At 62.1% G+C, this 7256-nt stretch carries 7 protein-coding genes; all 7 read left to right on the plus strand.

Going from position 1 to position 7256, the window contains the following annotated elements:
* Positions 1-590: iron-containing alcohol dehydrogenase (locus tag ENZ75_RS14785; RefSeq protein ID WP_128278161.1), on the plus strand; the 590-nt coding region annotated here is incomplete at its 5' end.
* Positions 591-832: 242 nt separating this feature from the next.
* Positions 833-1939 (plus strand): ABC transporter substrate-binding protein, encoded by a 1107-nt coding sequence (locus ENZ75_RS14790; protein ID WP_013529685.1) that lies wholly within the window; start codon positions 833-835, stop codon positions 1937-1939.
* Positions 1940-2126: 187 nt separating this feature from the next.
* Complete coding sequence (locus ENZ75_RS14795; RefSeq protein WP_224621361.1) at positions 2127-2921, plus strand: ABC transporter permease subunit; 795 nt, start codon at positions 2127-2129, stop codon at positions 2919-2921.
* The gene (locus tag ENZ75_RS14800) at positions 2918-3709 is read left to right on the plus strand and encodes an ABC transporter permease (RefSeq protein WP_063168960.1); all 792 of its coding nucleotides are present in this window, start codon (positions 2918-2920) and stop codon (positions 3707-3709) included. The genes ENZ75_RS14795 and ENZ75_RS14800 overlap by 4 nt, the downstream gene beginning before the upstream one ends.
* 16 nt (positions 3710-3725) lie before the next feature.
* On the plus strand, positions 3726-4790 hold the full coding sequence (locus ENZ75_RS14805) for an ABC transporter ATP-binding protein (protein WP_013529688.1): 1065 nt from the start codon (positions 3726-3728) through the stop codon (positions 4788-4790).
* 262 nt (positions 4791-5052) lie between these two features.
* Positions 5053-6603, plus strand: coding sequence for a sodium:proton antiporter (locus ENZ75_RS14810; protein WP_027161381.1), 1551 nt, complete (start codon positions 5053-5055; stop codon positions 6601-6603).
* A gap of 166 nt (positions 6604-6769) precedes the next feature.
* A partial coding sequence (locus ENZ75_RS14815; protein ID WP_348630616.1) for an endonuclease/exonuclease/phosphatase family protein occupies positions 6770-7256 on the plus strand: 487 nt, incomplete at its 3' end.

A 7256-nucleotide genomic window follows, 5' to 3' on the forward strand; every position in this document is an offset into this window, starting at 1 on the left:
CCGCCGGCACCGGCATGGATGCGCTCGCCCACTGTCTCGAGGCCTATTGCGCGCCGGGCTATCATCCGATGGCCGACGGCATCGCCGTCGAAGGTGTGAGGCTGGTCTTCGAGAACCTGCCGAAGGCCTATGCCAACGGCAGGGATCTCGTCGCGCGCGCCCACATGATGAGCGCCGCCGCCATGGGCGCCACTGCCTTCCAGAAGGGGCTCGGCGCCATCCATTCGCTGTCGCATCCGGTCGGTGCGCTCTATGACACCCATCACGGCATGACCAATGCGGTGTTCATGCCCTATGTGCTCGCCTTCAACCGTGACTCCATCGAGGAGCGTATCGGCCGGCTCGCCGCCTATTGCGGCATCAAGGGCGGCTTCGACGGGTTCGCCAAGGCGATTATCAAGCTGCGCAAGGAATTGAAGGTGCCGCATGCGCTGCCGGGCCTTATCAAGGGGCTCGACATGGACAAGAAGCGCAAGGCGCTGATCGCCGACATGGCGGTGGTCGATCCGACCGCCGGCGGTAACCCGGTCAAGCTGACCAAGAAGGCGGCGCTGACCTTGCTCGAAAACGCCATTGCCGGCACGGTCTGAGGCGTTTTCCGCGCCGCAAAGTGATCTGAAAAGGGGCTATGAAAACAAGGGGGAGGATGACGGGCAAGGCACAAACTAGTTAGCCGGAAAAAGAATCGCGGAGCGATTGCTACATCAGGTTAAAAAGAGTTTACTTTTTCGCACTGCGAGCAGCCGCTTTCACAAAGCTTTCATCTGGCTGTCACATGAAAACGATACCGCATCGCAGGCGTCCAACGGCGTCAGTTCAACGGAGAGAACACATGTTCAAGTTCACGGGGAAAGTGCTTTCCCTTTCGGCCGCGGCGCTTTTCGCGTCGACGGTGATTTCGTCCGCGGATTCGCTGGACGATCTCGTCAAGGCTGCCAAGGCGGAAGGCCAGCTCACCACCATCGCGCTGCCGCATGACTGGTGCGGCTATGGCGATGTCATCGCAGGTTTCAAGGCGAAGTATCCGGAAATCACCGTCAACGAACTCAACCCCGACGCCGGCTCCGGCGACGAGGTCGAGGCGATCAAGGCCAACAAGGACAACAAGGGCCCGCAGGCGCCCGACGTCATCGACGTCGGCCTGTCCTTCGGCCCGACCGCCAAGGCCGATGGCCTGATCCAGCCTTACAAGGTGTCGACCTGGGACTCGATCCCCGACAGCGCCAAGGATGCCGACGGCTTCTGGTACGGCGACTATTACGGCGTTCTGTCGTTCATGGTGAACAAGGACCTGATCAAGGAATCGCCCACCGACTGGGCCGACCTCTTGAAGCCGGAATTCGCCAACGCGGTCGCTCTTGCCGGCGATCCGCGCGTTTCAAACCAGGCCATCCAGGCTGTCTACGCCGCCGGCCTTTCCGGTGGCGCCGCAGCCGGTGAAGCTGCCGGCACTGCTGGCCTAGACTTCTTCAAGAAGCTCAACGCCGCCGGCAATTTCGTTCCGGTCGTGGGCAAGCCGGCAACGCTTGCCCAGGGTCAGACCCCGATCCTGATCAACTGGGACTACAACGCGCTCGCCGGCCGCGACACGCTGAAGGGCAACCCGCCCGTCGACGTCATCGTGCCGAAGACCGGCGTCGTCGCCGGCGTCTACGTGCAGGCGATCAGCGCCTACGCGCCGCATCCGAATGCAGCCAAGCTGTGGATGGAATACCTCTACTCCGACGAAGGCCAGATCGGCTGGCTGAAGGGCTATTGCCACCCGATCCGCTTCAACGATCTCGCCAAGAACGGCAAGATCCCGGCGGACGTGCTGGCCAAGCTGCCGCCGGCGGAATCCTATGCCTCGGCCGCGTTCCCGTCGCTCGACGAGCAGGCTAAGGCCAAGGAAGCTATCAGCAAGAACTGGGACGCCACTGTCGGCGCCAACGTCAAGTAAGACTTGAAATCCACCGGGCGGCCGCGAGGCCGCCCGGTCCTTCCTCGAAGACGGTAGCCGGCGCATGACCGATCTCTCGCTTTCAAATCAGGCATTCGCCACCAAGCCGGTGCCGCCGAAGGAGGCGACCGCCTTCCGCTTGCCGACGCAATGGATCGGCGTGGCGCCGTTCTTCATCTTTGCCCTAATGTTCTTGATCCTGCCCACGCTCTATCTCGTCGTGGGAGCCTTCCGGAACGGTGAAGGCGGGTTCACGCTCGACAATATTCTGCAGCTGGTCAGCGATCCGTCGATCAGCAATTCCTACTGGTCTTCGATCAAGATCAGTTTCTGGTCGGCCATCATCGGGGCGTTTGCCGGGCTCGCCATCGCGATCGCGATCGTGCGCGGCGGACTGCCAAGCTGGACGCGCTCCGCGACCCTGACGTTTTCGGGCGTCGCCTCGAATTTTGCCGGCTTGCCGCTCGCCTTCGCGTTCCTGGCTACGCTCGGCCGTGTCGGTATCGTCACGACGCTTCTGCGTGACGTGCTCAACATCAACATTTACGCGATGGGCTTCAATTTTCTCACCACAACGGGCCTGATCGCGGTCTATCTGTTCTTTCAGATTCCCCTGATGGTGGTCATCATCGTGCCAGCCATCGATGGCTTGAAGAAGGAGTGGGGCGAGGCTGCGGCCACGCTCGGTGCCACGCAGGCGCAGTACTGGCGCATGGTTGTCATCCCTGTGATATGGCCGAGTTTTCTCGGTACGGTCATCCTGTTGTTTGCGAACGCCTTCGGCGCCATCGCCACCGCTTATGCGTTTGCCGGTCCGACGCTTAATATCGTTCCGATCAAGCTCTACTCGCAGATGAACGGCGACGTGCTGCACAACCCGCAACTCGCTTATGCCATAGCCTTTGGCATGATCGTCATCACCGGGCTTGCGAATGTCTTCTACATCTGGTTTCGGACTCGGTCCGAAAGGTGGCTCAAATGAAGTCAGGTAAGTTCTGGGCCTGGGTCGTCTTTGTTGTCGGGGCTGCCTATTTCTTTATTCCGTTGATCGCGACGGTCGAGTTCTCGCTGCGCATGCGGCGCGGCGTCCACTCCTTCGACGCCTATCAAGTCGTGCTGGGAGACGCGCGCTTCCAGTCAACTTTCCTTTTTTCAGTCATCGCTGCCCTCTGCACCATTATCCTGGGGGTGCTGATCGTGGTGCCGGCGGCATACTGGATCCGGCTGCGTCTGCCTCAGCTCAGGCCAATCGTCGAATTCATCACCCTTTTGCCGCTGGTCATTCCGGCAATCGTCATCGTCTTCGGCTATATCAGGATGTACGGCTCGAACTCGCCGCTGCCATTCTTGGCAAGCAATTGGGGTGCGAACGCGTTGCTTGTCATTGGCTATACGACGCTGTCTCTGCCTTACATGTATCGGGCCGTTGACACCGGTCTGCGCACCATCGATGTGCGTACGCTGACCGAAGCCGCGCAAATTCTGGGTGCGGGCTGGGGCACCATCATCACCCGCGTCATCCTGCCCAATGTGCTGATCGCGGTGCTGTCCGGCGCATTCCTGACTTTCGCCATCGTCATTGGCGAGTTTACAATGGCCAGCCTGCTCAGCCGTCCGGCTTTCGGCCCGTATCTGCAGAACATCGGCGCCAACCGTGCATACGAGCCCGCAGCCCTTGCAGTGATCGCCTTCGCCATCACCTGGGGCTGCATGTCGCTGATCCAGATCCTGTCCCGCTTCGCGCCGAAATCGGCGAACCGCCCAAATTGATCGAGAGAACCACGCCATGGCCGACCCATTCCTCTCCATCCAGCACGTTCGAAAATCTTTCGGCGCCACCACGGTGGTGGAGGACTTCAATCTCGACGTAGAGCGCGGCGAATTCGTCTCCTTCCTCGGGCCATCCGGCTGCGGCAAGACGACGGTGTTGCGCATGGTTGCCGGTTTCGAGGAGCCGAGCGCGGGCACGATCGTCGTCAGCGGCAAGGACATTACGAGACTGAAGCCCAACCAGCGCAATGTCGGCATGGTGTTCCAGGCCTATGCGCTGTTCCCGAACCTGACCGTGGCGCAGAATATCGGCTTCGGCTTGAAGGTCGCCGGCATGCCGAGGGCGGACATCGATGCCCGCGTCGCCGAGATGCTCGGCATCATCAAGCTGCCGCAGATGGCGGATCGCTATCCCTACCAGCTCTCGGGCGGCCAGCAGCAGCGCATCGCGCTAGCCCGCGCCATCGCGCCGAAGCCAAAGCTGCTGCTGCTCGACGAGCCGCTGTCGGCGCTCGACGCCAAGGTGCGCGTGTCGCTGCGCGAGGAAATCCGGTCGATCCAGAAGAAGCTCGGCATCACCACCATCTTCGTCACGCACGACCAGGAAGAGGCGCTGTCGATCTCGGACCGCATCGCCGTCATGTATGGCGGCAAGGCCGAGCAGGTCGGCACGCCATTCGAGATCTACAACCGGCCGGCAACCAAGTTCGTCGCCAATTTCGTCGGCACGCTGAATGTGCTGGAAGGCACCGTCACCGATGCCGCCGCGGGCACGGTGCGGGTCAATTCCGAACAGGTCTCGCTCAAGGGCAAGCTCAACGGTTCCAAGTCGGGCGACACGCTGTCCCTGGCGCTGCGTCCGGAAGCTATTTCGCTGGGCCGCCAGCCTGGCCGTGACTCCAGCCTATCCGGAGAAATCTCCGAAGTGCATTTCCTCGGATCGGTCATCCGGGTTCGTGTCGGCATCGGCGGCAACACGGTCTCGCTCGACACGTTCAACAGCCCGGCAACGCCGCCCCCCGCAGTTGGTGAGAAGGCCGAGATCTCGTTTTCTTCGAGCGATATGCTCGTGCTGCACTAGGCTGCTGCGCTTGTTTGGAATGAATGGCTGTATCCCGGTTAGCGAAGGGGGAAGGATGCTTCCGCCCGCGTGGCATGGGCTGCAGTGCAGGGAAGTCCGCGTTTAAGCGAGCCCCATATCAGATGATTTCAATGTCGGTGTGGACGGCGATTTGTCAGGAAGCAATTCGAGGTATTTTCTGCCGGCTCGAGCTTGCCGGGCAATCAACAATTTCCAGCCGCTTTGCCGCTGCCAGAATCTCGCTTCCCGGCTATAAGAGGCCATGGTTCTTTTCGAACTGACACTCGTTCTGCTGTTGATCGCCGTTGCGCTGACGGCGCTGTCGCGGCGCGTGCAGGTTCCTTATCCCTCTTTGCTGGCGCTGGCAGGGGTGGCCATCGCCTTCGTGCCTGGCGTGCCGACCATCGAGATCGACCCGGAACTGGCGCTTGCCCTGTTCATCGCGCCGGTGCTGCTCGACGCCGCCTATGACACGTCGCTGCGCGATCTCAACCGCTACAAGGTGCCGCTTGTGCTGCTGGCGCTTGGTGCCGTCCTTTTCACGACAGCGACGGTGGCGCTGGCCGGCTGGGCGATGGCAGGTCTGCCGATTGCCGCGGCTATAGCGCTTGGCGCCATCGTGGCGCCGCCCGATGCGGTTGCGGCATCGGCCGTGCTTGGCCAGTTCAAGGTGCCGCATCGCATCACTGCCATTCTGCAAGGCGAGAGCCTGCTTAACGACGCCACCGCGCTGCTGATTTACCGAATGGCGATTTCTGCGGCAGCAGGCTCCATTCTGCTGAGCAGCGCCGTTCCGATGATCCTGCTGTCCACGCTCGGCAGTCTTGCGGCCGGCTATCTGCTTGGCCGGTTGTCTCTGATGACGCTGGGCCGGATCGAGGACCCGGCGAGCGGCACTGTGGTGCAATTTGCCGGCACGTTCGGGGTCTGGATCCTGGCCGACAGGATCGGACTGTCGGCCATCATCACCATAGTCGTCTATGCCATGACGATCGCCCGCACCGCGCCGCGCCGCATGCCGGCCAGAAACCGCATCAGCTCTTATTCCGTCTGGGAAACGGCGGTCTTCGTGCTCAATGTTCTGGCTTTCGTGCTGATGGGCCTGCAGGCGCGTACGATCGTCGGCCGGCTTGCCGGGCAGGGGCAGACCGATGCGTTCGTCCTGGCCGGGACAGTGCTCGCCATCGTCATCGTCTCACGCTTCGTCTGGGTTCTGGGGTGCGGCGCGATCATCAGGTGGTTTGACCGTTTCGGCGTGGCTGATCGTCAGCGTGACGCTCCGTCGTTTCGTGGCGGCGTGCTGATCGGCTGGTGCGGGATGCGCGGTTTGGTGACGCTTGCGGCGGCATTCGCCCTGCCGGCTGAATTCCCGGCCCGCGACCCGATCGTGCTCGCTGCCTTCACGGTCGTCCTCGGCACGCTGGTGCTGCAAGGCATGAGCCTGAAGCCGCTGCTGCGCCTTTTGAACCTCAACCCTGACGAAACGGTCGACCGCGAGGTTGCGCAGGCGCGTGTTGTGGTCATGCAGGCGGCGCTCGACATATTGAGCGGCAAGACATCGGACGCGGCGGCCGCGGTGCGCGAGCAATATGCCGCTCAACGCAAGATCGCCAAAAACCCCGACGATGCCCAGGCGGCGACCGAATATGACCGCTTGCGTCTTTATGCGATCAAGAGCCAGCGCGACGCGCTGGAGGAATTGCGCCGCAATGGGACGATTGGCGACGAAGCCTATCATCGCCTTGAGGAAGAGATCGACTGGACCGAACTGGCCGCGTCGCCACCCGGCCGGTTCCAGCCGCTGAATACTTGAGGCATCGCACGCCGTTTTCCGGCGCACGGAAGATACCGAAGTGCTTCGGGATCGGTGCATGATCCCGGTCAGGGGCAAGGCTGGTCCAAGCCAGGTCCATTCTCCTGCACATTGCAACCGCGGCATCGAACCGCTACTGCCAACACGAAATTGAGCCGGATAAGCAATGAAGCTGGTCAGCTACAACATCCAGTACGGGTTCGGCAGCGACGGGCGCTACGATCTTTCGCGCGCCGCGCGCATCGTTGCCGGCGCCGACGTCATTGCACTGCAGGAAGTCGAGCGTCACTGGCAACGCAGCAATTTCGACGATCAGCCGGAACTGCTTTCCAGCCTGCTGCCCGACTATCACTGGGTCTATGGCCCGGCCTTCGACATGGACGCCAGCGAGCGGCATGACGGCCGCCTGGTCAACCGGCGCCGCCAGTTCGGCACCATGGTGCTGTCGAAACTGCCGATCGTCTGGTCGCGGCTGCATGCGCTGCCGATGCGCCGCACGCTGCGGCCGCTCAACACCCGCAATGCAGCACTTGAATGCATGATCCGCACGCCGGCAGGGCCGGTGCGGGTGTTGTCGCTGCATCTCGCCCATATCGCGGCCGAGGAGCGGCTGGAGCAGATCGACTATCTCCTGGCCGAGCATCGCCGGGCAC

It is taken from the genome of Mesorhizobium sp. M7A.F.Ca.CA.002.04.1.1 (assembly GCF_004022805.1).
In the GTDB taxonomy this organism is placed as follows: domain Bacteria; phylum Pseudomonadota; class Alphaproteobacteria; order Rhizobiales; family Rhizobiaceae; genus Mesorhizobium; species Mesorhizobium ciceri.

Excerpts from the sequence above, each read along its gene's own strand:
- ENZ75_RS14790 (WP_013529685.1), top strand. The coding sequence starts at position 833 with ATGTTCAAGTTCACGGGGAAAGTGCTTTCCCTTTCGGCCGCGGCGCTT.
- ENZ75_RS14795 (WP_224621361.1), top strand. The coding sequence starts at position 2,127 with ATGTTCTTGATCCTGCCCACGCTCTATCTCGTCGTGGGAGCCTTCCGG.
- ENZ75_RS14800 (WP_063168960.1), top strand. The coding sequence starts at position 2,918 with ATGAAGTCAGGTAAGTTCTGGGCCTGGGTCGTCTTTGTTGTCGGGGCT.
- ENZ75_RS14805 (WP_013529688.1), top strand. The coding sequence starts at position 3,726 with ATGGCCGACCCATTCCTCTCCATCCAGCACGTTCGAAAATCTTTCGGC.
- ENZ75_RS14810 (WP_027161381.1), top strand. The coding sequence starts at position 5,053 with ATGGTTCTTTTCGAACTGACACTCGTTCTGCTGTTGATCGCCGTTGCG.